This window comes from Pseudomonas sp. nanlin1, from assembly GCF_045571515.1.
Taxonomy (GTDB): domain Bacteria; phylum Pseudomonadota; class Gammaproteobacteria; order Pseudomonadales; family Pseudomonadaceae; genus Aquipseudomonas.
Genome location: NZ_CP124218.1, coordinates 52,440 through 74,580, shown reverse-complemented (window position 1 = coordinate 74,580; position 22,141 = coordinate 52,440). Strand labels below are relative to the sequence as shown.

The 22,141-nt window shown below is 60.9% G+C and carries 20 protein-coding genes; 14 read left to right on the top strand and 6 right to left on the bottom strand.

Annotated features, from left to right (window positions below; translation table 11 throughout):
* Positions 1-4 precede the first annotated feature (4 nt).
* Positions 5-1,453 carry an alanine/glycine:cation symporter family protein gene (locus QCL65_RS00370; protein WP_407313751.1) on the bottom strand — a complete coding sequence of 483 codons (1,449 nt, stop codon included), beginning with the start codon at positions 1,451-1,453 and terminating at the stop codon, positions 5-7.
* A gap of 210 nt (positions 1,454-1,663) precedes the next feature.
* Positions 1,664-3,088, bottom strand: coding sequence for an aspartate ammonia-lyase (gene aspA, locus QCL65_RS00365; protein ID WP_407313749.1), 1,425 nt, complete (start codon positions 3,086-3,088; stop codon positions 1,664-1,666).
* A 168-nt stretch (positions 3,089-3,256) separates the two neighbouring features.
* Here aspA and QCL65_RS00360 point away from each other — a divergent pair, with 168 nt between their 5' ends.
* The 5 genes from QCL65_RS00360 to QCL65_RS00340 all read left to right on the top strand — a co-directional run bounded on the left by QCL65_RS00360 (position 3,257) and on the right by QCL65_RS00340 (position 6,920).
* On the top strand, positions 3,257-4,159 hold the full coding sequence (locus tag QCL65_RS00360; RefSeq protein WP_407313747.1) for a LysR substrate-binding domain-containing protein: 903 nt from the start codon (positions 3,257-3,259) through the stop codon (positions 4,157-4,159).
* Positions 4,160-4,332: 173 nt separating this feature from the next.
* Positions 4,333-4,824 carry a 5-(carboxyamino)imidazole ribonucleotide mutase gene (purE, locus tag QCL65_RS00355; RefSeq protein WP_407313745.1) on the top strand — a complete coding sequence of 164 codons (492 nt, stop codon included), beginning with the start codon at positions 4,333-4,335 and terminating at the stop codon, positions 4,822-4,824.
* Positions 4,825-4,835: 11 nt separating this feature from the next.
* Positions 4,836-5,918: a 5-(carboxyamino)imidazole ribonucleotide synthase gene (locus tag QCL65_RS00350; RefSeq protein ID WP_407313743.1), complete on the top strand. Its 1,083-nt coding sequence runs from the start codon at positions 4,836-4,838 to the stop codon at positions 5,916-5,918.
* Between the two features lie 99 nt (positions 5,919-6,017).
* Positions 6,018-6,266: a GlsB/YeaQ/YmgE family stress response membrane protein gene (locus QCL65_RS00345; RefSeq protein WP_407313741.1), complete on the top strand. Its 249-nt coding sequence runs from the start codon at positions 6,018-6,020 to the stop codon at positions 6,264-6,266.
* A gap of 120 nt (positions 6,267-6,386) precedes the next feature.
* Entirely contained in the window at positions 6,387-6,920 is a 534-nt protein-coding gene (locus QCL65_RS00340; protein WP_407313739.1) for a DUF3299 domain-containing protein, read from the top strand.
* A gap of 58 nt (positions 6,921-6,978) precedes the next feature.
* Here QCL65_RS00340 and QCL65_RS00335 read toward each other — a convergent pair whose 3' ends face one another.
* Complete coding sequence (locus QCL65_RS00335; RefSeq protein ID WP_407313737.1) at positions 6,979-7,881, bottom strand: D-hexose-6-phosphate mutarotase; 903 nt, start codon at positions 7,879-7,881, stop codon at positions 6,979-6,981.
* A gap of 58 nt (positions 7,882-7,939) precedes the next feature.
* Entirely contained in the window at positions 7,940-8,341 is a 402-nt protein-coding gene (locus tag QCL65_RS00330; protein WP_407313735.1) for an acyl-CoA thioesterase, read from the bottom strand.
* Between the two features lie 280 nt (positions 8,342-8,621).
* Here QCL65_RS00330 and QCL65_RS00325 point away from each other — a divergent pair, with 280 nt between their 5' ends.
* From QCL65_RS00325 to QCL65_RS00285, 9 genes are all read left to right on the top strand, one after another.
* The gene (locus QCL65_RS00325; RefSeq protein ID WP_407313733.1) at positions 8,622-9,911 is read left to right on the top strand and encodes an MFS transporter; all 1,290 of its coding nucleotides are present in this window, start codon (positions 8,622-8,624) and stop codon (positions 9,909-9,911) included.
* Between the two features lie 146 nt (positions 9,912-10,057).
* Positions 10,058-11,041 carry a phosphate ABC transporter substrate-binding protein PstS gene (locus QCL65_RS00320; RefSeq protein WP_407313731.1) on the top strand — a complete coding sequence of 328 codons (984 nt, stop codon included), beginning with the start codon at positions 10,058-10,060 and terminating at the stop codon, positions 11,039-11,041.
* A gap of 130 nt (positions 11,042-11,171) precedes the next feature.
* The gene (locus QCL65_RS00315) at positions 11,172-13,457 is read left to right on the top strand and encodes an ABC transporter permease subunit (protein ID WP_407313729.1); all 2,286 of its coding nucleotides are present in this window, start codon (positions 11,172-11,174) and stop codon (positions 13,455-13,457) included.
* 33 nt (positions 13,458-13,490) lie between these two features.
* Positions 13,491-15,143 carry a phosphate ABC transporter permease PstA gene (pstA, locus tag QCL65_RS00310; RefSeq protein ID WP_407317020.1) on the top strand — a complete coding sequence of 551 codons (1,653 nt, stop codon included), beginning with the start codon at positions 13,491-13,493 and terminating at the stop codon, positions 15,141-15,143.
* Positions 15,144-15,206: 63 nt separating this feature from the next.
* Positions 15,207-16,040, top strand: coding sequence for a phosphate ABC transporter ATP-binding protein PstB (pstB, locus tag QCL65_RS00305; protein WP_407313727.1), 834 nt, complete (start codon positions 15,207-15,209; stop codon positions 16,038-16,040).
* A gap of 95 nt (positions 16,041-16,135) precedes the next feature.
* Complete coding sequence (gene phoU / locus QCL65_RS00300; protein WP_407313725.1) at positions 16,136-16,894, top strand: phosphate signaling complex protein PhoU; 759 nt, start codon at positions 16,136-16,138, stop codon at positions 16,892-16,894.
* A 159-nt stretch (positions 16,895-17,053) separates the two neighbouring features.
* Entirely contained in the window at positions 17,054-17,962 is a 909-nt protein-coding gene (locus tag QCL65_RS00295; protein ID WP_407313723.1) for a response regulator, read from the top strand.
* Positions 17,963-18,070: 108 nt separating this feature from the next.
* Positions 18,071-18,400 (top strand): hypothetical protein, encoded by a 330-nt coding sequence (locus QCL65_RS00290; protein ID WP_407313721.1) that lies wholly within the window; start codon positions 18,071-18,073, stop codon positions 18,398-18,400.
* 33 nt (positions 18,401-18,433) lie between these two features.
* The gene (locus QCL65_RS00285; protein ID WP_407313719.1) at positions 18,434-19,330 is read left to right on the top strand and encodes a peptidoglycan DD-metalloendopeptidase family protein; all 897 of its coding nucleotides are present in this window, start codon (positions 18,434-18,436) and stop codon (positions 19,328-19,330) included.
* A gap of 6 nt (positions 19,331-19,336) precedes the next feature.
* Here the strand turns inward: QCL65_RS00285 and QCL65_RS00280 are convergent, their stop codons facing one another.
* Both QCL65_RS00280 and phoR read right to left on the bottom strand, forming a co-directional pair.
* A complete protein-coding gene (locus QCL65_RS00280; protein ID WP_407313717.1) occupies positions 19,337-20,677 on the bottom strand; it encodes a hemolysin family protein in 1,341 nt (446 codons plus the stop codon).
* 107 nt (positions 20,678-20,784) lie between these two features.
* Positions 20,785-22,107, bottom strand: coding sequence for a phosphate regulon sensor histidine kinase PhoR (gene phoR, locus QCL65_RS00275; protein WP_407313715.1), 1,323 nt, complete (start codon positions 22,105-22,107; stop codon positions 20,785-20,787).
* Positions 22,108-22,141: the final 34 nt, after the last annotated feature.

Genomic DNA, 22,141 nt, shown 5'->3' with positions numbered 1-22,141 from the left:
TACCTCAACGCGGCGTGTGGAGCTGCGCGCCCAGTGGCTGTGGCTCTGGGCTTGCGCTGTTTTTCAGGCTGGGCCACGCCGAGCGGTCGAGGTCCAGGTCAGGGAACTGGTCGGCATCGAACACCGGGATTTTCACCCCAGCCTTACGCTGCGCATCGTAGTCGCGCAGCACCCGCAGGCCCACCTTGAACAGCATGGCCAGGGCGATCAGGTTGACGAAGGCCAGCAGGGTCATGGTGATGTCGGCAAAGGCAAATACGGTGCCCAGGTCTTCGACCGCACCCCAGTAGATCAGCACCAAGACCAAGGCGCGAAAGCCCAGCAGCAACTTGCGGTTCTCGCCCGCCAGGTAGCGCAGGCTGTTCTCGCCCAGGTAGTAGTTGTAGAGGATGGAGGTGAACACGAACAGGGCCAGGGCCACGCTGATGAACATCCGGCCCCATTCGCCCACCACAGCGGCGAGCGAGTTTTGCGTCAGGGCAATACCGTCACCCTCGAAGCCAGGGGTGTAGAAGCCCGATAGCAGGATCAGCAGGGCGGTGCAGGTGCAGATCACGAACGTGTCTAGGAACACGCTGAATGCTTGCACCACGCCTTGTGCGATAGGGTGCTCAACCTGTGCCACGGCCGCCACGTTGGGCGCACTGCCCAGGCCGGCTTCGTTGGCAAACACGCCGCGCTTGACGCCCATCACAATAGCGCTGCCCACCAGCCCACCGAATACCGGGTCCATGCCGAAGGCACTGCGCACGATGGTCAGCAGCATCTCGGGAACGTGGTCGAATTGCAGCACGATCACGTAGGCGCTGACTGCAATGTAGGCTAGGGTTTTCACCGGCACCAGCAGGTCCGCGACCTTGGCGATGCGCTTGATCCCACCGAAAAATACCAGCCCCAGCAAAACTGCCAGGCCCAGGCCGGTCCAAGTGGTGGACAGACCGAATGCGTCGTTCAGGGAGCTGGTCACCGCGTGGGACTGCAGGCCATTGAAGGACAGGCCGAACGTCACCAGCAGCAGCACCGCCATGATCATGCCCAGCCAGCGTTTGCCCAGGCCATGCTCGATGTAATAAGAAGGGCCGCCGCGCAATTGGCCTTCAGCGTCTTTGCGTTTGTACAGCTGGGCCAGGGAGCACTCGAAAAAGCTGCTAGCCATGCCCACCAGGGCAGTTACCCACATCCAGAACACCGCGCCCGGGCCACCCAGGGTCACCGCGATACCGACACCGGCAATGTTCCCAGCGCCCACGCGCCCGGCCAGGCTGAGCATCAGCGCTTGGAACGAACTCAATTGGTCGGAGCTACTACGCAGGCTCTGCCCGAAGACTGTGAACATATGGGCAAAGTGCCGAAACTGTACGAATCGCGAGCGAATGGTGAAGTAGCCACCAAGGCCGACGATGATAACGATCAGTACTTTTCCCGATAGGAAGTCGTTGATGACTTCGAGCATGGGGGGATACCTCGCAAGTAGAAAGCGCCGCACTATACCCATCACGGGGTGGTCGTGCAGCTATTTGGTACGCGAACGGTCAAGCCGTTCATTGTATGTACCGTTATGGTCCAGCGTTTTACAGCGGATAAAAAAAGGGCCCGGAGACGCGTCCCCGAGCCCTCAAAGGTGAGAGTTGTCTAGGCTCTCCCTGGTGAGCGTTGCGCTGGGTCAGGCCTTGAGGGGCACTAACCGCGGCGCGATCATATTTTCCGGGCGCAGGATGTCGTCCAGCATGGCGTCGTCGAGCAAGCCTTCCTCGCGCACCAGTTCAAGTACGCCTCGGCCGCTTTCCAAAGCGACCCGAGCGATACGGGTGGCGTTTTCATAGCCAATGTAGGGGTTCAGGGCAGTGACCAGGCCGATGGAATGCTCCACCAGTTCCCGGCAGCGCTGTTCATTGGCGGTGATACCGACGATGCAGTGCTCGCGCAACATGTCCATGGCCCGTTGCAGCAGGCGGATGGAGTCGAACGTTTTGTAGGCAATCAGCGGCTCCATCACGTTGAGCTGCAATTGACCGCCTTCGGCCGCCATGGTCAGCGCCAGGTCGTTGCCGATGATCTCGAAAGCAACCATGTTGACTGCTTCCGGGATGACCGGGTTGACCTTGCCCGGCATGATCGAGCTGCCCGGCTGGCGTGCCGGCAGGTTGATTTCATTGATGCCGGTACGCGGGCCGCTGGACAGCAGGCGCAGGTCATTACAGATCTTCGACAGCTTGACGGCGGTGCGCTTGAGCATCCCGGAGAACAGCACGAAGGCGCCCATGTCGGAGGTTGCTTCAATCAAGTCGGCAGCGGGCACCAGCGGTTGGCCACTGATGGTCGCCAGGCGTGCGACCGCCAGGTGCTGGTAGCCCGGGTCGGCGTTGATGCCGGTGCCGATCGCGGTGCCGCCCAGGTTGACCTCAGTCAGCAGTTCTGGCGCGAGGCTGCGCAGGCGATTGAGGTCTTCGCCGAGGGTGGTGGCGAATGCGCGGAATTCTTGGCCAAGGGTCATCGGTACGGCGTCTTGCAGCTGGGTGCGGCCCATCTTCAAGACGTGGTTGAACTCCTCGCCCTTGCGCGCGAAGGCCTGGATCAGGCTGTCGAGGCTGGCCAGCAAGGCGTCGTGGCCCAACAGCAGGCCCAGGCGAATGGCGGTGGGGTAGGCGTCGTTGGTGGACTGCGCCATGTTCACGTCATTGTTAGGGTGCAGGTACTGATACTCGCCTTTCTGATGCCCCATGGCCTCCAACGCGATGTTGGCGATCACTTCGTTGGCGTTCATGTTGGTCGAGGTGCCAGCCCCGCCCTGGATCATGTCCACCACGAACTGCTCATGGAAATCACCGCGTATCAGCCGTGCGCAGGCTTCGCTGATCGCTGCATGCTTGGCTTCGCCCAAGTGGCCCAGTTCACGGTTGGCGTCGGCTGCAGCCTGCTTGACCATGGCCAGGGCCACCACCAGTTTGGGGTAGTGCGAAATCGGAACGCCGGAGAGGTGAAAGTTATTCACCGCGCGCAGGGTTTGAATGCCGTAGTAAGCGTCGGCGGGGACTTCGAGTACGCCAAGCAGGTCTTTTTCGGTGCGCAGTAATGCAGCGGAGGACATGATAGAGGGAGTCTCAATAAAGGCCCGGCATGTGCCGGAGTGCTGGCAATACTAGGGTTTTCAGGTGATTTCGACTAATGCTGTTACACACTAGCCTATGCATAAACGGCATAATGCGGCATGTGACGTCACGAATGGATCGAGCGTGCGGCGCGCGCGGAGAGCACTGTGAATCTTGAAAGCAAATGGTTGGAAGACTTCAGCGCCCTGGCGGCGACCCGCAGTTTTTCCCAGGCGGCCGAGCGCCGTTTCGTCACCCAGCCGGCCTTTAGCCGGCGTATCCGCAGCCTGGAGTCGGCGCTGGGTTTGACCTTGGTCAACCGCTCCCGCACCCCGGTCGAGCTCACCGAAGCCGGCCAGTTGTTCCTGGTGACGGCACGCACCGTGGTCGACCAACTGGGCGAGGTGCTGCGCCATTTACACCATCTGGAAGGCGGGCAGGGCGAGGTCATGCAGGTGGCGGCGGCGCACTCGTTGGCGTTGGGTTTCTTTCCCGGGTGGATCGCGCAGTTGCGTAACGAGGGCTTGCCCATTGCCACGCGCCTGGTCGCCACCAATGTGGGCGATGCCGTGCATGCGCTGCGCGAGGGCGGCTGCGACCTGATGTTGGCCTTCTACGACCCCGACTCAGCATTACAGATGGACCCGGAAATTTTCCCTTCTTTGCATTTGGGCACCACCGAGATGCTTCCGGTCTGTGCAACGGATGGCAATGGTGCGCCGTTGTTCGACCTCGAGGGCGAGGCCAGCGTGCCGTTGCTGGCCTACAGCGCAGGGGCTTTTCTGGGGCGCTCGGTCAACATGCTGCTGCGCCAGCGCGCCCTGCGTTACACCACCATTTATGAAACGGCGATGGCCGACAGCCTCAAAAGCATGGCCCTGGAAGGCCTGGGTATCGCCTGGGTGCCCAGGCTCTGCGTCAAGGCTGAGCTAGCCCGTGGCGAGTTGGTGGTCTGTGGCGGTGGGCAGTGGCATGTGCCGCTGGAGATCCGCCTCTACCGCTGTGCACTGGTGCGCAAAGCCAATGTGCGCTTGCTGTGGCGCAAACTGGAAGGCGCTCACCCTCAATAGGGGCCAGAGGGCTGCGGTATTTTCCCCCATACATCATTGTTTCTTTGCGCTATACTGCGCGGCCTTCGGCCGGTCAACCCCGGCCATTATTCGTATAACAAGCCACGCCGGTTTCCCGCGTGGCTTGTTGTTTTTTGACGCGCCTGCGGGCGCCCAAGAGAAGAGGCTCGACGATGAGTGCATTGGTTGGCGTGATCATGGGCTCCAAGTCCGATTGGTCCACCCTTAGCCACACCGCCGATATGCTGGAAAAGCTCGGTATTCCTTTCGAGGTCAAGGTGGTTTCCGCCCACCGTACCCCGGACCTGCTCTTCCAGTACGCCGAGCAAGCGCAAGCTCGGGGCCTGGAGGTGATCATTGCCGGAGCCGGTGGCGCCGCGCACTTGCCGGGCATGTGCGCCGCCAAGACTCACTTGCCGGTACTGGGCGTGCCCGTGCAGTCGTCGATGCTGTCGGGTGTAGACTCACTGCTGTCGATCGTGCAGATGCCCGCCGGTGTCCCCGTGGCCACCCTGGCCATCGGCAAAGCCGGAGCGATCAACGCGGCGTTGCTCTCAGCCAGTATCCTGGGCGCCAAACACCCGCAGTTCCACACCGCGCTGAAGCAGTTCCGCGCCGACCAGACAGACAACGTTCTGGACAATCCTGACCCGCGCCAGGCCTGAGGTTCGAGCAAATGAAAATCGGTGTAATCGGTGGTGGCCAACTGGGCCGCATGTTGGCTTTGGCGGGGACCCCGCTGGGCATGAACTTCGCTTTCCTCGACCCCGCACCCGACGCTTGCGCGGCAGCATTGGGCGAGCACCTGCGGGCCGATTATGGCGACCAGGAGCACTTGCGGCAGTTGGCCGATGAGGTCGACCTGGTCACCTTCGAATTCGAAAGCGTGCCGGCTGAAACAGTGGCCTTTCTTTCGCGATTCGTGCCGGTTTACCCCAGCGCCGAAGCCCTGCGTATTGCCCGTGACCGCTGGTTCGAAAAAAGCATGTTCAAAGACCTGGGCGTGCCTACGCCTACCTTTGCCGATATTCAGTCGCAAGCCGACCTGGACGCCGCGGTGGCTACGATCGGCCTGCCGGCGGTGCTGAAAACTCGCACCCTGGGTTATGACGGCAAGGGCCAGAAGGTATTGCGCAGTGCCGCGGACGTAGTCGACACCTTTGCCGAATTGGGCAGCGTGCCCTGCCTGTTGGAAGGCTTCGTGCCATTCACCGGGGAGGTCTCGCTGGTGGCGGTGCGCGGGCGTGATGGCGAGACGCGCTTTTACCCCTTGGTGCACAACACCCATGACAACGGCATCTTGCGCTTGTCCATCGCCAGCAGCGGGCACCCTTTGCAGGCGCTGGCAGAAGACTACGCCGGGCGCGTGCTCAAGCACCTCAACTACGTCGGGGTGCTGGCGTTCGAGTTCTTCGAAGTCGATGGCGGCCTCAAGGCCAACGAGATCGCGCCACGGGTACACAACTCCGGGCACTGGACCATCGAAGGCGCCGAGTGCAGCCAGTTCGAGAACCATTTGCGCGCGGTCGCCGGCCTGCCGCTAGGGCCGACCACCAAGGTGGGCGAGAGCGCCATGCTCAACTTTATCGGCCAGGTGCCCGCCGTGGAGCAGGTCACTGCTATTGATGACTGCCACCTGCACCACTATGGCAAGGCGTTCAAGGTGGGCCGCAAGGTTGGCCACGCCACCTTGCGCTGCAGCGACCGGGCGACTCTGGAGCGTAAGATCGCTGAAGTGCAGGCCCTGATCGGCAGCTGATTGCTCGGCCATGGAACCAATGCTGATCCCATAGTCTCTGATTGCAGGAAGCCAATGCTCACGCGTTGGCCTATCCGTTTAAATTAGAGGTATTTCTCCATGGGAATTATTGGAACCATCTTCATCGGCTTGATCGTAGGGCTGCTCGCGCGCTTCCTGAAGCCGGGCGATGACAGTATGGGTTGGATCATGACGATCCTGTTGGGCATCGGTGGCTCGCTCGCGGCCACCTACGGCGGCCAGGCTCTGGGTATCTACCAGGCAGGCGAAGGCGCAGGTTTCCTGGGCGCGTTGGTCGGTGCGATCGTGCTGCTGGTGATCTACGGCATGATCAGCAAGAAAAACTGATCGCGTTCCACGCGGCACTTCGGCCCCCCGCCGAAGTGCCGCGCATGTATTTATGCTCCGCCTTTTATATCCTTTTCAGTAGAATGCCCGGCATCCATCGCCCTATTGCCGAGCCCCTTCATGCGCCGCCTATTCCTGCTATCCCTGCTGCTGTTCAGCACTCTGGCCCACGCCGAGTTGGCGGAAACCGACTGGTTGGAGCTGATGCCCAAGTCGGATCAAAAAGCCCTCGAGCAAATGCCGGAGATCGACCACAACTCCCCCGAAGCGCAAGGCACCTTTACCGCCAAAGGCGGGTTGAAGCAGAGCAAAGGCTTGCCGGCGGTTATGTATTCGACCAAGACCGTGCCGGCCATGAATGGCAAAACGGTGCGCCTGGGTGGCTATCCGGTGCCACTGGAAACCGACGCCAAAGGCCACAGCACGTTGTTCTTTCTGGTGCCCTACCCAGGGGCCTGCATCCACGTGCCACCACCGCCGCCTAACCAGATGGTACTGGTCCGCTACCCCAAGGGTTTGAAGCTGGACGACATCTATACGCCGCTGTGGGTGGTGGGTACGTTGAAAGTCGAGAAGGTCAGTAATGACCTGGCCGATGCGGCGTATGCGCTGGAGGCGAGCAAGGTACGGGTGGTGCAGGAGTCCGACTTGTAAACGGGGCGCAAATGTAGGAGGGGCCCGGGCGGCGCTCCGCTTGGCCCCGATCTGTCGATCACAATTTTTCAGCGCAGATGGTGATCGACAGCGTGTGGCTGGCGCCTGGGGCTAGGTCCACCGCGTCGTCGAGGACATTGGCGGTTTCGATGCACAGCATCTGCTGCCAGCCGTCGTCGGCCATGTCGCTCAACTGCGCGGCTCGGCCGGTCCATGGGTTCCACACCACAGTGCTGGCCGAGCCAGCACTGGTGAGCTTGATCCGGCGGTTCCAGTCGGGGTCGAGGATACCGAGCTCGGCCGGCGTTTGCAGGTAGATGCGGTCGGTTTCCCCAGTGAACTGCAGGTCGCCCGCCTGGTGGCGTTGTTGCCAGTCTTCCAGGGTCTCGATGTAATCCAGCCCGTCCAGGCCCTCGGCCGTCACGCTGCGTACGTCGCTGACGGAGAAATAGCTGTGCAGCGCCTGGCTCAGGCTAACCGCATGGTCATCCAGATTATGGCTGGTCAGGCTGATCTGCAGGCCTTCGCCCAACAGCAGGCTGAGCCTGACGTCGACCTTGTGTGCCCAACCGGGCAACTCGCCTTTGCCGGCCTGGGGCACCGTGAATTCCACGGTGACGCCTTCGGCCGATTGCTGAATGCCCAGCAGTTCCCAATCCAGCGCCCGAACCAGACCGTGAGCTGGCGCCGCTTCGCTGCTCTGGCGCATGGCCTGAACGCTCTGCGGGTTGCGCGCCAGGTTGCCGAACCAAGGCCAGCACACCGGGACGCCAGCACGGATGGGTGTGCCTTGCTTGAACACGGCGTGGTCGTTCAGCCAGATCAGGGGCTGTTCGCCATTGCGCTGATAGCTCAGTACATGGGCGCCCTGCTGCGCGACCAGCAGTTCGCACTGGGCGGTGCGGATCTTCCAGCAGTTCAGTTCACCGAGTTTGACCGATTCGACCTGGGGCTCTGACATTGCGTACTTCTCGCTATTGATCCATGAGGAGAAAAGGGCGTTTGCGGCTGCCGCTCGGCTACCGGCGCGGCGGCACCGAGCGGGTTCGGCCGCTACCATCGATGGCGACGAACACGAAGACTGCCTCGGTCACCTTGCGCCACTCGCTGGACAGAGGGTCGTCGCTCCACACCTCGACCATCATCTGGATGGAGCTGCGGCCTATTTCCAGGGCTTGGGTGTAGAACGACAGCTGGGCACCCACCGGCACCGGCACCAGGAACGCCATGCGGTCGATCGCGACCGTGGCCACGCGCCCGCCCGCCACCTTGCTGGCCATGGCAGTGCCGGCCAGGTCCATTTGGGAGACCAGCCAGCCGCCGAAAATATCGCCGAAGCCGTTGGTCTCCCGTGGCAGTGCGGTGATCTGCAAGGCCAGGTCGCCTTGGGGTATAGGGTCTTCTTGTTCGAGTTCAATCATGCCGGAGGGGCCTCTGACCCGTGACTCTCTATCTGTTGGCGCTGTCGGGGGCGCTGAGCTAAACATCTCGCAGGCCAATATAGCCAGATTAAACTAAACCGCTACCCTCTACGCCAGAGTATATCGAGCGCGAGGTTCAAGAACGACCGTTGCCGACCGATTAATAATACGGATACGCGGAACTATGTGCGATTCCTAGCAATTTGCTATCTTGCGCCACCTGCCAAGCCGTCAACAGCCCAGCCAGGGCTGTGCATTTGTCTATAAGAGAAGCCTTGCCATGACCAGCGTGCACTCGAGTATCGCGCCGCCTTCGCGGCCGTTGACCCGCAATGACTATAAAACACTATCGCTGTCTGCTTTGGGCGGAGCGCTGGAGTTTTATGATTTTATTATTTTCGTGTTCTTTGCCACGGTGGTCGGCAAGCTGTTTTTTCCGGTAGACATGCCGGAATGGCTACGCTTGATGCAAACCTTCGGTATCTTCGCGGCGGGTTATCTTGCGCGGCCACTAGGCGGCATTATCATGGCCCACTTCGGTGATCTGCTGGGCCGTAAAAAGATGTTCACCCTGAGCATCTTTATGATGGCCGTGCCAACACTGATCATGGGGTTATTACCTACCTATGCTCAGATCGGTATGTGGGCACCGATCCTGCTCTTGTTGATGCGCGTTATCCAAGGCGCCGCCATCGGCGGTGAAGTTCCAGGGGCGTGGGTGTTTGTCTCGGAACATGTGCCACCGCGGTATATCGGTTATGCCTGCGGTACATTGACCTGCGGCCTGACGGCGGGGATCTTACTGGGCTCGCTGGTCGCCACGGCCATCAACAGTATTTATACGCCGGTAGAAGTCGCCGATTACGCCTGGCGTATTCCGTTCTTGCTCGGTGGGGTGTTCGGTTTATTTTCGGTGTACCTGCGCCGCTGGTTGCACGAAACGCCGATCTTCGCCGAACTGCAGCAACGCAAGGCACTGGCCGATGAAGTTCCACTGCGCGCGGTATTGCGCGACCATCGTGCGGCGATTGTGGTGTCGATGCTGCTCACCTGGTTGCTGTCAGCCGCCATCGTGGTCGTCATTCTAATGACCCCCACGGTCTTGCAGACCGTCTACGGCTTTACGCCGAAAGTTGCCCTGCAGGCCAACAGCCTGGCAATCGTATTCCTGAGCCTTGGCTGCATCGGCGCGGGCGCATTGGCCGACCGCTTTGGCGCAGGCAAAGTGTTTGTGCTGGGCAGTTTGTTCTTACTGGCCACGACCTGGACGTTCTACCACAGCCTGCACGCTCACCCTGATTGGTTGTTCCCGCTGTATGCGGTGACTGGCCTTGCAGTGGGCATGATCGGCGCGGTGCCTTACGTGATGGTCAAGGCATTTCCGGCGGTGGTGCGCTTTAGTGGGCTGTCGTTTTCTTACAACGTGGCCTACGCAATTTTCGGCGGTTTGACGCCCATGGCGGTCACCTGGCTGATGAAGTCGAACCCCATGGGGCCGTCCTACTATATTGCCGGTATCTGCCTGATGGGCTTGGGCCTGGGCGCCTACCTGATGGCCAAGAAGCGCTGAGCGCAGAGGGGGGCGCTCGCCCCCCACTCTCCTGCCTATTCAGTAGTGGCCTTTCATCCAACTGTCATAATCCTTTCATAGAGTGTTCACACGACCTCCCGATACTTGGCCCGGTCCAACACACCCTATCCTGCTAGGAGCAAGGCATGACACTGAAGCGTTTGATGGCGGCCATGACTTTTGTCGCCGCTGGCGTCGCCACCGCCAATGCGGTGGCTGCCGTTGACCCCGCTATCCCTGCCTACGTCAAAACCACTGGCGTGTCTGGCAACCTCTCCAGCGTCGGCTCCGACACCTTGGCTAACCTGATGACACTCTGGGCCGAGGCGTACAAAAAGGAATACCCGAACGTCAACATCCAGATCCAGGCGGCAGGGTCCTCCACGGCGCCGCCAGCCCTGACTGAAGGCACGTCGAACCTGGGCCCGATGAGCCGCAAGATGAAAGACGTCGAGTTGCAGGCCTTCGAACAGAAATACGGCTACAAGCCCACTGCGATCCCCGTCGCTGTCGATGCCTTGGCCGTCTTCGTGCACAAGGACAACCCCATCAAAGGGCTAACCATGCAGCAAGTCGATGCGATCTTCTCCTCGACCCGCCTGTGCGGCGCCAAAGCTGACGTTAAAACCTGGGGCGACCTGGGCGTGACCGGCGACCTGGCCAACAAGCCGGTGCAGCTGTTTGGCCGCAACTCGGTGTCGGGCACCTACGGCTACTTTAAAGAAGAAGCCCTGTGCAAAGGCGACTTCCGACCTAACGTCAACGAGCAGCCGGGTTCCGCGTCGGTGGTGCAGTCGATTAGTAATTCGCTCAACGGCGTGGGCTACTCGGGGATCGGTTACAAGACTGCCAGCGTCAGAACCGTACCGTTGGCCAAAAAGGAAGGCGGCGAGTTCGTCGAAGACAACGAAGCCAACGCGCTCAATGGTAGCTACCCGCTGTCGCGCTTCCTCTACGTTTACGTGAACAAGGCGCCGAACAAGCCTCTGGCCCCGTTGGAAGCTGAGTTCGTTAAGCTGGTGCTGTCCAAGCAGGGCCAGGAAGTGGTGATGAAGGATGGTTATATCCCGCTGCCGGCCAAAGTGGCGGCCAAGGCCCTGGCTGACCTGGGCTTGAAAGAAGGCGCGTAACCGGTCGCGCGCGGTGCCCAGAGCGGCACCGTATCTACAATTGAATTCGCCGCCGGTCATGCCGAGCGGCGAATTTGCCGCGTCACCGCATTGTCATATTTCTGTCATGCAGGATCGTTAGGGTGTGCGCATGAATGATCTGGCCAATTCTACGATGAATCAGCAAACCCCTCCTGAGCGCATTGATTTCAATACGCCTGAGCTGCAACGCAAGCGCCGCATACGTGCGTTCAAAGACCGCTTGACCCGCTGGTATGTCCTGGTGGGCGGGCTGGCCGTGCTGGCAGCGATCACGTTGATTTTCTTCTTCTTGGCCTACGTCGTGTTTCCCCTGTTCAAGGGCGCGCACCTCAATACCGAGCAGGCCCTGACGCCCGCCTGGATGCAAGACGCCGGTAAACCCCTGATGCTTGGCCTGGAAGAACAGAACCTGGTCGGTATGCGCATCTCCGACAAAGGCCAGGTGTTATTTTTCGATACCCAGGGTGGCGCCGAGTTGGCCCGTGTCGACCTGCCAATCCCCGCTGGTACGACCGTAGCCTCGATCGGCCGTGACCAGCCGGGCAGCCCGCTGACTTTGATCGGCTTGTCCAACGGCCAGGCCCTGGCCTTTCGCAACAGCTATAAGATCACCTGGCCGGATAACAAGAAGACCATTACCCCGCTGATCGACTACCCGTATGGCCAGGCGCCGATGGTGCTCGACCCGCAGGGGCGTGCGCTGGAGCACGTCAGCCTCAACCTCAACGACACTACCCTGGTGGTCGCCGCTTCCACCGGCGCCGAGCTGCATGTACTGAAGCTGGCGCAGGAAGAGAACATGATGACCGGCGAGACGACGAGCGAAGAGACGCGCATCCAGTTGCCGAAAATGACCGAAAAGGTCAAAGCGATTTTTATCGACCCGCGTCAACAGTGGCTCTATGTGATCAACGGGCGAGCTCAAGCCGACGTATTCAGCCTGCGTGATAACAGCCTCAACGGCCGCTACAAGCTGCTGGAAGACGGTAACGCTGAGGTGACTGCGAGCACTCAACTGGTGGGCGGCATCTCGCTGATCATTGGCAGCTCCACTGGTCATCTGGGCCAGTGGTTCATGGCGCGCGATCCAGACGGCGAGCCGCGCTTCAAGCACATCCGTGACTTCCAAATGGGCAAGTCGCCAGTGGTCCAGATCGCCGCTGAAGAGCGGCGTAAAGGCTTTATCGCCCTGGATGCCAGTGGCCAGATGGGCGTGTTTCACAGCACGGCGCATCGTACGCTGCTGGTCGATAAGGTCGCCGAGGGCGCGGGCATCATGGCGCTGTCACCGCGCGCCAACCGCATTTTCGTCGAGGAGGGCGGTAAATTACTGCCCATCGAGCTGGACAACCCCCACCCCGAGGTGTCCTGGAGCGCCCTGTGGGAAAAGGTCTGGTACGAGAACTACGAAAAACCGAGCTACGTTTGGCAGTCCACAGCGGCCAACAGTGACTTCGAGCCCAAGCTGAGCCTGGCGCCGCTGACCTTCGGCACCTTGAAGGCAGCGTTCTACGCGATGCTTCTGGCTGCACCGCTGGCCATCGCGGCCGCCATCTATACCGCCTACTTCATGGCGCCGAGCATGCGCCGCAAGGTAAAGCCGGTCATCGAACTGATGGAGGCCATGCCGACGGTAATTCTGGGCTTCTTTGCCGGTTTGTTTCTCGCACCTTATGTCGAGGGCCACCTACCCGGTATTTTCAGCCTGTTGATTCTCACCCCGGTAGGCATTCTGCTGGCCGGTTTCCTGTGGACCAAACTGCCTGAGTCATTGCGCCTGCGGGTGCCAGACGGCTGGGAAAGCACCATCCTGATTCCGGTGATTTTGTTGGTGGGCTGGTTCGCGCTGTACATGAGCCCATTCCTGGAAACCTGGTGGTTCGGCGGCGACATGCGCCTGTGGATCAGCAACGACCTAGGCATTACCTACGACCAACGCAACGCCCTGGTGGTCGGCCTGGCCATGGGGTTCGCGGTCATTCCCAACATTTACTCAATTGCCGAAGACGCCGTGTTCAGCGTGCCCCGTGGCCTGACCCTGGGCTCTCTGGCCCTGGGCGCTACGCCGTGGCAAACCTTGACCCGTGTAGTCATCCTGACCGCCAGCCCCGGTATCTTCTCGGCGCTGATGATCGGCCTGGGCCGCGCGGTGGGTGAAACCATGATCGTGCTGATGGCCACCGGTAACACCCCGATCATGGAGATGAACCTCTTCGAAGGCTTGCGCACCCTGGCGGCGAATGTGGCGGTGGAGATGCCGGAGTCGGAGGTGGGCGGTACCCATTATCGCGTGCTGTTCCTTTCGGCGCTGGTGCTGCTGCTGTTTACCTTCGTCATGAACACGGCCGCAGAGCTGATTCGTCAGCGCTTGCGCAAGAAATATTCGTCGCTTTAAGAAAGGTAGCCGTCTGTGAAACAGAACTCCCTGATGAGCTGGTGCAAGAGCGGTGCCCCTGGCGTCTGGATGAGCGGTGGCGCGGTGGCCATCGCCGTCATCATGACCATCGGCCTCCTTGCGGTCATCGCTGTGCGTGGCCTTGGCCACTTCTGGCCGGCTGACCTGATCCACGCCAACTACAATGTACCGGGGCAGCCTAACCACTTGGTCGTTGGCGAAGTGGTGCAAAAAGAGCAAGTGCCCCGTGTGCGGCTCAAGGGTGCTGGCCTGCCGGTGCCCGACGACGGCCCGGAATTCATGACCCGCGAGCTGATCAAGGTGGGTAACCGTGACCTCAATGGCGCGGACTTCAGCTGGATCGTCGGTGAGTGGCTGACGGACCAGACGACGCCGCCCGAGTTGATGGCCATCGAGCGGCGTGAGTGGGGTAATTTCTACGGCTACCTCGTGAACATCAAGGAAGACGGCAAGGTCATCGCCGAGGGCGAAGCAGCCTGGCCAGAACTGCAAGCGCGCATCGCCCGGGTCGGCCAGCTCGCCAACGAGCTCAGCGCCCTGGAAAAAAAGGACATCGGCGCGGTGAACGCCGGGCTTGAGCGCCTGCGCTTGCATGCCCGTAAGTTGGAGCTCGACGGCAAGCTCGACGCTGCCGCACAGGCCGACATGGACGCCGAACGTGCCGAGCTGGCGGCGCGTTATAAAGGCATCGAGGCGCGTCTGGGCGAGCTGCATGCTCAGGTTGCCCGCGACAGCCTTACCGCGCGCGACGCCAATGGCCGCGAAATCAACATTGAGATGGGCAAGGTGGTGCACGCCTACCAGCCCAATAATATGGGCACCTTGACCAAGATCGGCTTCTATTTCTCGAAGATCTGGGAGTTCCTCAGCGACGATCCACGGGAAGCCAACACCGAAGGCGGGATCTTTCCGGCCATCTTCGGTACCGTCATGATGACTCTGATCATGGCGGTGATCGTCACCCCGTTCGGCGTGCTGGCGGCGGTCTACCTGCGCGAATACGCCCGGCAGAACGCCATGACCCGCTTGATCCGTATCGCCGTGAACAACCTTGCTGGGGTGCCGGCCATTGTTTACGGCGTGTTCGGTTTGGGCTTCTTCGTGTACGTATTGGGCGGCTCGGTGGATCGCTTGTTTTTCCCAGAAGCGCTGCCTGCACCCACCTTTGGTACGCCGGGCCTGCTCTGGGCATCCTTGACCCTGGCGTTGCTGGCGGTGCCAGTGGTGATCGTGGCCACCGAAGAAGGCTTGGCGCGCATCCCGCGCACGGTGCGCGAAGGTTCGCTGGCACTGGGGGCGACCAAGGCCGAAACGCTCTGGAAAATTGTTCTGCCCATGGCCAGCCCGGCCATGATGACCGGGATGATCCTGGCCGTGGCCCGGGCGGCCGGTGAAGTGGCGCCGCTGATGCTGGTGGGCGTAGTGAAACTGGCACCCTCGTTACCCCTGGACGGCAATTACCCGTATCTGCATCTGGACCAGAAGATCATGCACTTGGGCTTCCATATTTATGACGTCGGCTTCCAAAGCCCCAACGTCGAGGCCGCGCGGCCGTTGGTATACGCCACGGCGCTGTTGCTGGTGCTGGTCATTGCTTTGCTGAACCTGTCGGCCGTAGCGATCCGCAACCACTTGCGGGAAAAGTACAAAGCACTCGACAGCTGATAGTGTGCGCGCCGCCACCCAGGCGGCCGCACCGAACCGAATTGATAGCGTATGGAGTCTCCCATGCAGCATGAAAGCCAGCCCCGCGGCATCAATATGTCCGCCCTTGGGCGCGACAAGCAAAGCCTGAACCTAGCCCAGGAAACCGTGGCCATTGAAGTGCCGGGCCTGAGCCTTTTCTACGGCGACAAGCAAGCCTTGTTCGACGTTGCACTGAATATCCCCAAGCAGCGCGTGACCGCTTTCATCGGCCCGTCGGGCTGTGGCAAGTCGACGCTGTTGCGTACCTTCAACCGGATGAACGACCTGGTCGACGGCTGCCGGGTCGAAGGCGCAATCAACCTGTACGGCCATGACATCTATCGCAAGGGCGAAGACGTGGCCGAATTGCGTCGGCGCGTGGGCATGGTGTTCCAAAAGCCCAACCCGTTCCCCAAGACTATTTACGAGAACGTCGTCTACGGCTTGCGTATTCAAGGCATCAACAAGAAGCGCGTGCTGGACGAGGCGGTCGAATGGGCCTTGCGTGGCGCGGCCCTGTGGGATGAGGTCAAGGACCGTTTGCATGAGTCGGCGCTGGGGCTCTCCGGAGGGCAGCAGCAACGTTTGGTGATCGCGCGGACCATCGCTGTCGAGCCCGAAGTGTTGTTGCTCGACGAACCCTGTTCGGCCCTCGACCCCATCTCGACTTTGAAAGTAGAAGAGCTGATCTACGAGCTCAAAGCCAAGTACACCATCGTCATCGTGACCCACAACATGCAGCAAGCGGCGCGGGTGTCTGACTACACGGCCTTTATGTACATGGGCAAACTGGTGGAATATGGCGACACCGACACTTTGTTCACCAACCCGGCCAAGAAGCAGACGGAAGATTATATTACTGGCCGATATGGTTAGGGTTTAGCGTTACAGAATCACTAGACAACCGCTTGCAGCTCGCAGCTCGACGCGTGCAACTGGCAAATGGCTCAATGCTTTCGCGGAGCGAATCCATGATCAACAAAGACAGCCTTACCCATCACATTTCCCAACAGTTCAACGCCGAACTGGAAGAAGTGCGCAGCCACCTGCTGGCCATGGGCGGGCTGGTGGAGAAGCAGGTCAACGATGCCGTCACGGCCCTGATCGAAGCCGACTCGGGCCTGGCCCAGCAGGTGCGTGACGTGGACGACGAAATCAACCAGATGGAGCGCAACATCGATGAAGAATGCCTGCGCATTCTGGCGCGGCGCCAGCCTGCGGCGTCGGACCTGCGCCTGATCATCAGCATTTCCAAGTCGGTCATCGACCTGGAGCGTATTGGCGACGAGTCGACCAAGATCGCTCGCCGGGCCATCCAGCTGTGTGAAGAGGGCGAGTCGCCGCGCGGTTACGTGGAAGTGCGCCACATCGGCGACCAGGTGCGCAATATGGTGCGCGACGCATTGGACGCTTTTGCTCGCTTCGACGCTGAGTTGGCGCTGTCGGTGGCGCAGTACGACAAAATCATCGACCGTGAATACAAGACCGCGCTGCGCGAACTGGCGACCTACATGATGGAAGACCCGCGCTCGATCTCACGGGTGCTTAATGTCATCTGGGTACTGCGGTCGCTGGAGCGAATCGGCGACCACGCGCGCAATATCTCCGAGCTGGTGATTTACCTGGTACGCGGCACTGATGTGCGGCACATGGGGCTCAAGCGCATGAAAGAGGAAGTGGAGGGGACTGCCGAGCGGCCTAATGTTCTGCCTCAACCGGACGATAAGTAAGACTGCCCGAGTAAAAACGCCCGGCCTTGGCCGGGCGTTTGCGTTTGCGAGGCACGAATTCAAGGCACCCGCGAACGGACATGTCCCGGCGTCGCCGAAGGTTTTGGCAGATGGCCACTATTGCGCGCTATGCTTGCCGGGGTTTTAGAGGAGTGGTCAATGAGTAAGGTCAGTGTGCTGGTCGTGGATGACGCTCCATTCATCCGCGATCTGGTAAAGAAGTGTCTGCGTAACTATTTCCCCGGCGTCGTCCTGGAAGATGCCGTCAACGGCCGCAAGGCGCAGGCGCTGTTATTGAAAGAAAAGTTCGACCTGATCCTATGTGACTGGGAAATGCCGGAAATGTCGGGGCTGGAACTACTGACCTGGTGTCGCCAGGAAGAAAGCCTGAAAACCACGCCGTTCATCATGGTGACCAGCCGTGGCGACAAAGAAAACGTCGTGCAGGCCATCCATGCAGGTGTTTCCGATTTTGTTGGCAAGCCTTTCACCAATGAACAACTGCTGACCAAAGTTAAAAAAGCCATGCATCGCGCCGGCAAGCTGGAGGCTTTGATGAGTGGCGGCCCGGCACGCACTTCGTCGGGCTTGGCCAACGACTCGCTGAGTGCGCTCACCGGTGGCAAGGCTGAGGTCGTTCGCAGCGCCCCGGCTGCGCCAGCCGGTAGCCCACTGATCAGGCCCGCTGCTGCACCGGCAGCCGCCCCGGCAGGCCCCAGTGCGGCCCCTGCTGGCCGAGGCCAGGGTCAATTGCGCCTGGCGGGTGGCAATCAGCCCTGTGTGATCAAAGCGCTGAGCCTCAAGGAGGCGCTATTGCTGGTGCGCACCAGCGACACCCTGCCTCAGATATTAGAGAGCGCGGTGCTTGACCTGGAGCAGGGCGACAATGCCGAGGTGGCGCGCTTGAATGGCTACCTGCACGCGGTCTCGGCCTTCGAGCAGAAGCCGGACAGTGAATGGCTGCAGTTGAACTTCCGTTTTGTTGACCAAGATGCGCAGAAGCTCGATTACATCTCGCGCTTGATCGCTCGCGGCTCTGCCCAGAAGCACTTTGTACCGGGTGCGTAAGTCTTAGGCAGTCAGACATTTCCGGCAGATTATTGGGATTTTGACGATACTCCGGCGGTTTTTCCCGTGGAATGCTGTTCGCTCCTGATCCATGAGCGGACTATTAGCATGCAATGTGAGTGTTGCCAGGGCCTTAGCCTGCAACTCAGTCAAGGCGACCGCCTGCACTGGTTGGACTACGCCGTTCGAATCGTCACTGTCCCCGATGGCCTCGATAGCGCCGCGCAGAACGTTTACCATCTGCTGCTGGACAGTGGCCTGGCCTGGAAGGTCGACCACATCGATGCCTGGGGTCAGCTATGGTTGCGCTTGCAACGGGTCAACGACCAAGCCGATGAGCTATACGAGGCCATTCGCCTGGAGCCGGGCAGTTTTCAGCGCGTCCCACACGACCCCGTTTATCCGGTGATCCAGTACGCCGCTGGGCGCACCTGCTAGGCTTGGCGCACGTACCTTTACCGATACCTCTCGATGCTCATACGCACCTTGTTACTCTGTGGCCTGGCAGTGGCCTCCAGCTTGGCTGCGGCCGCGCCTATCTACAAATACACCGATGCCAATGGCGTGGTTTCCTATACCGACCGGCCCACCCCAGGCGCTCGGGTGTTGGTCTTTCGCGACCAGATGGTCGAGCGGCTTGAGCAGCAAGTGCATCTGGACGTCGCCAAAACTCCGGTCACGGCGCGTTTCACGGTCCGCAACCAACTGTTCGCGCCGGTGGAGGTCGAGTTGCGCCTCGAAGGTTTGGCTAATGTGCGCGGTGTGGTACCCAGCCGCATCCGCCGCGTCGTACCCGCGCGCAGCAGCGTCAACCTGGTCGCCCTGGCGGCCGCCAGCCCGGGGCAGGCTTTGCGTTACACGCCAAGCTTTCGCTATGCCCTGGGCGACCCCGGCGCGCAACCCAGGGCTTACCCCTACCCGCTGCCGTGGGTCGGTGGGCCGTTTCGCCTGACCCAGGGCCCAGGGGGCAAGTACAGCCACTCCGACCCCAAGGGCCGCTACGCCATGGACATCGCCATGCCCGAAGGGACGCCCATCGTTGCCGCGCGTTCGGGCATGGTGGTCAAGGTCGAGAACAACCAAGGGGAGGGTGGCGCGCAGCCGTCCGGCAACTTCGTTCGCGTGCTACACGACGATGGCACCATGGGGGTGTACCTGCACCTGATGCGCGGCTCGGTCACTGTCACCGAGGGCCAGCGGGTCTTGCTCGGCACGCGGCTGGCACGTTCGGGCAATACCGGCAACAGCACTGGCCCGCATTTGCATTTTGTCGTGCAGCGCAATGTCGGGCTGGCGTTGGAGTCCATCCCTTACGAGTTCAACAGGCCGGTTGGCAGCCTGCCGAACTTCGCGGTGGGCGGGGACTAGATCGGGTTACTCGAGCATTAACACCTTGGCCAGGACGATTTTCGGCCCTTTCATCTTCTTGATGATGATGCGCAGGCCCTCGACTTCGAGCACCTCTTCTTCTTCAGGGACGCGCTTGAGGGTGTCGTAGATCAGGCCGGCGAGGGTCTCTGCCTCGATGTGATCGAGGTCGATGCCCAGTAGCCGTTCGACCTTGAACAACGGTGTGTCGCCGCGCACCAGCAGTTTGCCGGGCTGATAGGCCAGGATGCCGCGTTCGGCCTTGCGGTGTTCGTCTTGGATATCGCCTACCAGGACTTCCAGCACGTCTTCCATGGTCAAAAAGCCCACGATCTTGCCGTCGGCTTCTTCGACCAGGGCAAAGTGCGCGCCGCCTTTGCGAAACTGTTCCAACAAGCGCGACAACGGCATATGCCGTGACACGCGTTCCAGGGGCCGAGTGAGTTCGGCCAGGTTGAACGATTCTGGCAGGTGGTCCAGGGCGGCCAGTTCAAGCAGCAGATCTTTGATATGCAGCAGGCCGACGAACTCGTTACGCTCCGTGTCGTACACCGGGTAGCGGCTGTACTTATGGCGCCGGAACATCGCCAGAATTTCTTTGAGTGGCGCATTGAATTCAAGGCTAACCAGGTCTTCCCGGGAGTTGGCCCAGTCGACCACTTCCAGTTCGCCCATCTCGACCGCTGAAGCCAATACGCGCATGCCTTGGTCGCTAGGGTCTTGACCACGGCTGGAATGCAGAATGAGCTTGAGCTCCTCCCGGCTGTAGTGGTGTTCGTGGTGTGGGCCGGGCTCGCCCTGGCCGGCGATGCGCAAAATAGCGTTGGCGCTGGCGTTGAGCAGGTAAATGGCTGGGTACATCAGCCAATAGAACAGGTACAAGGGCACGGCGGTCCACAGCGACAGCAGCTCAGGCTTGCGAATGGCCCAGGACTTCGGGGCCAGTTCGCCGACCACGATGTGCAGGTAGGAGATCACAAAGAAGGCGCTGAAGAACGATACGCCTTTGATCACTTCCTGGGACTCTACGCCAGCAGCATGCAGCAGCGGCTCCAACAAGTGGGCAAAGGCCGGCTCGCCCACCCAGCCGAGGCCGAGCGAGGCGAGGGTGATGCCCAACTGGCAGGCGGACAGGTAGGCGTCCAATTGGCTGTGAACGGTGCGCAGAATATGCCCGCGCCAGCCGTTCTTTTCGGCAATGGCCTCGACTCGGGTCGAGCGCAGCTTGACCATGGCGAACTCTGCGGCTACGAAGAAGCCGTTGAGTACAACCAGTAGAAGTGCGAATAGGATCATGCCGAAGTCGGCGAAAAGGGAGGAGAGGGGAAAGCCTGTGGAAGGGTCCATGATGGGGGTTTACGGGTTCCGTCTTTTGAAATGAGGGTGTTTCGGGGCCTGCGCAGCAGGCGAGAACCGGCAATGTAGCGGCTGCGAAGCCGCTTGACTAGTGGGGGCTATTCTTCAAGCTCCAGGGCCGGACGCGCGGCGACCTGGGCAGGGGCGAAATGGCAAGTGAATGTACTGCCATGGCCCGGCACGCTGCTGATCTCCAGGCGGCCGCGATGGCGCAGCAATACGTGCTTGACGATGGCCAGCCCGAGGCCTGTGCCACCGGTATTCGAGGCGCGGCTGGAGTCGACTCGGTAGAAGCGCTCGGTCAGGCGCGGCAAGTGTTTGGCGTCGATGCCGATGCCTGAGTCCTGCACGCTTAAATGCGCACCTTGGCCATCGGCCCACCAGCGGACACGGATCTGGCCATCGGCTGGCGTGTATTTCACGGCGTTGAAAATAAGATTGGAAAACGCACTGCGCAATTCGCTTTCGCTGCCCTTGAGGCCGTAGCTGGCTTCGGCGTCGAGGCTGATCTGCTGGTTGCGTGGCCCCGATAACGCGAGCGCGTCGCCTTTGATCGAGCGCAGCAGGTCTGCCACCGCGACCGGCTGGCTGTCGGAGGGGTAGTCGGTGGCTTCCAGCTTGGCCAACAGCAGGAGATCGTTGAGCAGCGTTTGCATGCGCGAGCCTTGCTGCTGCATTTGCTGCAGCGCGCGCACCCAGCGCGGGTTGACCTCTTCGACGTTGTCCAGCAGCGTCTCCAGGTAACCGGCGATCACCGTCAGCGGGGTACGCAGCTCGTGGGACACGTTGGCGACGAAGTCTTTGCGCATTTGCTCCAACTGATGGATGCGGGTGACGTCGCGAACCAGCATCAGGTGCTCGTTATTACCGTAGCGTGTGATATGCAATTGGATGCGCAGGCGATCGTTGGTGGGCGAGGGAATCTCTAACGGCTCGTGGTAGTTGCCCTGCTCGAAGTATTCCTTGAAGCGTGGGTGACGCACCAGGTTGGCCACCGGCTGGCCGCCGTCTTGGGGCGTCTTCAGGCCCAGCAGGGTCTCGGCCGCACGGTTCCACCACTCCAGGTTGCCGTCGGCGTCGAGCATGACCACGGCGTCTTTGAGCGCTGCGGTGGACTCCTGCACCCGGTCGATCACTGCCTGCAGGCGGCCGCGTACGCGTTGGTCACGCCGCTGCAGGTGGTAGATGCTGTCGAACACGTCGCCCCATAGGCCATAGCCGTCGGGCGGCGGCTCGTCGGGCCGGTGTTGGCGCAGCCATTCGTGCAGGCGCAGCAGTTGCTTGAGGGTCCAGGCCAGGTACAGCGCCAGGGCGACGGCCAGGCTGGCCCCGTAATAGCCGGTCACCAGGCCGGCCAGCAGGCTGATGCTGACCAGAATCAATAGATGGCGAATCAAGGTGCCGTGCCAGTTTCGGTTCAATTTGCCACGCGTCCTTTCAAAACACTGTTAGACA

Excerpts from the sequence above, each read along its gene's own strand:
- QCL65_RS00325 (WP_407313733.1), top strand. The coding sequence starts at position 8,622 with ATGACCAGCGTGCACTCGAGTATCGCGCCGCCTTCGCGGCCGTTGACC.
- QCL65_RS00350 (WP_407313743.1), top strand. The coding sequence starts at position 4,836 with ATGAAAATCGGTGTAATCGGTGGTGGCCAACTGGGCCGCATGTTGGCT.
- QCL65_RS00290 (WP_407313721.1), top strand. The coding sequence starts at position 18,071 with ATGCAATGTGAGTGTTGCCAGGGCCTTAGCCTGCAACTCAGTCAAGGC.
- QCL65_RS00295 (WP_407313723.1), top strand. The coding sequence starts at position 17,054 with ATGAGTAAGGTCAGTGTGCTGGTCGTGGATGACGCTCCATTCATCCGC.
- QCL65_RS00370 (WP_407313751.1), bottom strand. The coding sequence starts at position 1,453 with ATGCTCGAAGTCATCAACGACTTCCTATCGGGAAAAGTACTGATCGTT.
- purE (WP_407313745.1), top strand. The coding sequence starts at position 4,333 with ATGAGTGCATTGGTTGGCGTGATCATGGGCTCCAAGTCCGATTGGTCC.
- QCL65_RS00280 (WP_407313717.1), bottom strand. The coding sequence starts at position 20,677 with ATGGACCCTTCCACAGGCTTTCCCCTCTCCTCCCTTTTCGCCGACTTC.
- QCL65_RS00330 (WP_407313735.1), bottom strand. The coding sequence starts at position 8,341 with ATGATTGAACTCGAACAAGAAGACCCTATACCCCAAGGCGACCTGGCC.
- QCL65_RS00285 (WP_407313719.1), top strand. The coding sequence starts at position 18,434 with ATGCTCATACGCACCTTGTTACTCTGTGGCCTGGCAGTGGCCTCCAGC.
- QCL65_RS00320 (WP_407313731.1), top strand. The coding sequence starts at position 10,058 with ATGACACTGAAGCGTTTGATGGCGGCCATGACTTTTGTCGCCGCTGGC.
- pstA (WP_407317020.1), top strand. The coding sequence starts at position 13,491 with ATGAGCTGGTGCAAGAGCGGTGCCCCTGGCGTCTGGATGAGCGGTGGC.
- pstB (WP_407313727.1), top strand. The coding sequence starts at position 15,207 with ATGCAGCATGAAAGCCAGCCCCGCGGCATCAATATGTCCGCCCTTGGG.
- QCL65_RS00345 (WP_407313741.1), top strand. The coding sequence starts at position 6,018 with ATGGGAATTATTGGAACCATCTTCATCGGCTTGATCGTAGGGCTGCTC.
- QCL65_RS00315 (WP_407313729.1), top strand. The coding sequence starts at position 11,172 with ATGAATGATCTGGCCAATTCTACGATGAATCAGCAAACCCCTCCTGAG.
- phoU (WP_407313725.1), top strand. The coding sequence starts at position 16,136 with ATGATCAACAAAGACAGCCTTACCCATCACATTTCCCAACAGTTCAAC.
- aspA (WP_407313749.1), bottom strand. The coding sequence starts at position 3,088 with ATGTCCTCCGCTGCATTACTGCGCACCGAAAAAGACCTGCTTGGCGTA.
- QCL65_RS00340 (WP_407313739.1), top strand. The coding sequence starts at position 6,387 with ATGCGCCGCCTATTCCTGCTATCCCTGCTGCTGTTCAGCACTCTGGCC.
- QCL65_RS00335 (WP_407313737.1), bottom strand. The coding sequence starts at position 7,881 with ATGTCAGAGCCCCAGGTCGAATCGGTCAAACTCGGTGAACTGAACTGC.